The sequence below is a fragment of the Streptacidiphilus monticola genome (genome assembly GCF_042658505.1).
Lineage (GTDB): Bacteria > Actinomycetota > Actinomycetes > Streptomycetales > Streptomycetaceae > Streptacidiphilus > Streptacidiphilus monticola.
On record NZ_JBHSQJ010000203.1, the window covers coordinates 1 to 681 of the forward strand.

A 681-nucleotide genomic window follows, 5' to 3' on the forward strand; every position below is an offset into this window, starting at 1 on the left:
TGTGGTCGTCGACGGCGCTGTGGATGAAGCTGTAGCCGATCTTCGGAGTGCCGCTCGGGCTGCGTTCGGCGGTGGTGGCATGCCGGTTGGCCTCGCCGGCCTGGCGGCTGTGGACCTTGTGGCCGCCGCCGTCGGGGATGTTGCCGAGCTTTTTGATGTCGACGTGGACGAGCTCGCCGGGCCGGTCGCGTTCGTAGCGGCGGATGACCTGTCCGGTGGGCCGGTCTAGGTGGGCCAAGCGGCCCAGGCCGTGGCGGGCAAGGACGCGGTGCACGGTGGAGGGGGCCAGTCCCAGGATGGGGCCGATGCGGGCCGGGCCGAGCTTGCGGCCCTTGCGAAGCTCGCACACCCGGGCCTCGATGGCCGCCGGCGTGCGGTGCGGGGTGGTATGCGGACGGGAGGGCCGGTCGTGAAGGCCCGGCTCCCCTTCCTCACGCCAGCGGCGAACCCACTTGTGGGCGGTGGCGCGGGAGATGCCCATCTCGGCGGCCACGTGCGCCACGGGACGCCCCGATCGGACACGCTCGACAAGGAGCCGCCTGCCGTGAACGGTCAGCCGGGCATTACGGTGGGACACGAAGACCTCCGTGCGGTGCAGTCCTAGACAGCTCCACTGCATCGGAGGTCTTCGTTTTGATCAAGTCCCGGACTGTCAACAACGCTCGTGGTCAATACAGCTAG

1 protein-coding gene is annotated in these 681 nt (G+C 69.6%); it reads right to left on the reverse strand.

The features are described 5' to 3' along the window. The coding region (locus ACFP3V_RS31325) for a helix-turn-helix domain-containing protein (protein WP_380591078.1) at positions 1-577 on the reverse strand (577 nt) is incomplete at its 3' end. Positions 578-681 lie beyond the last annotated feature (104 nt).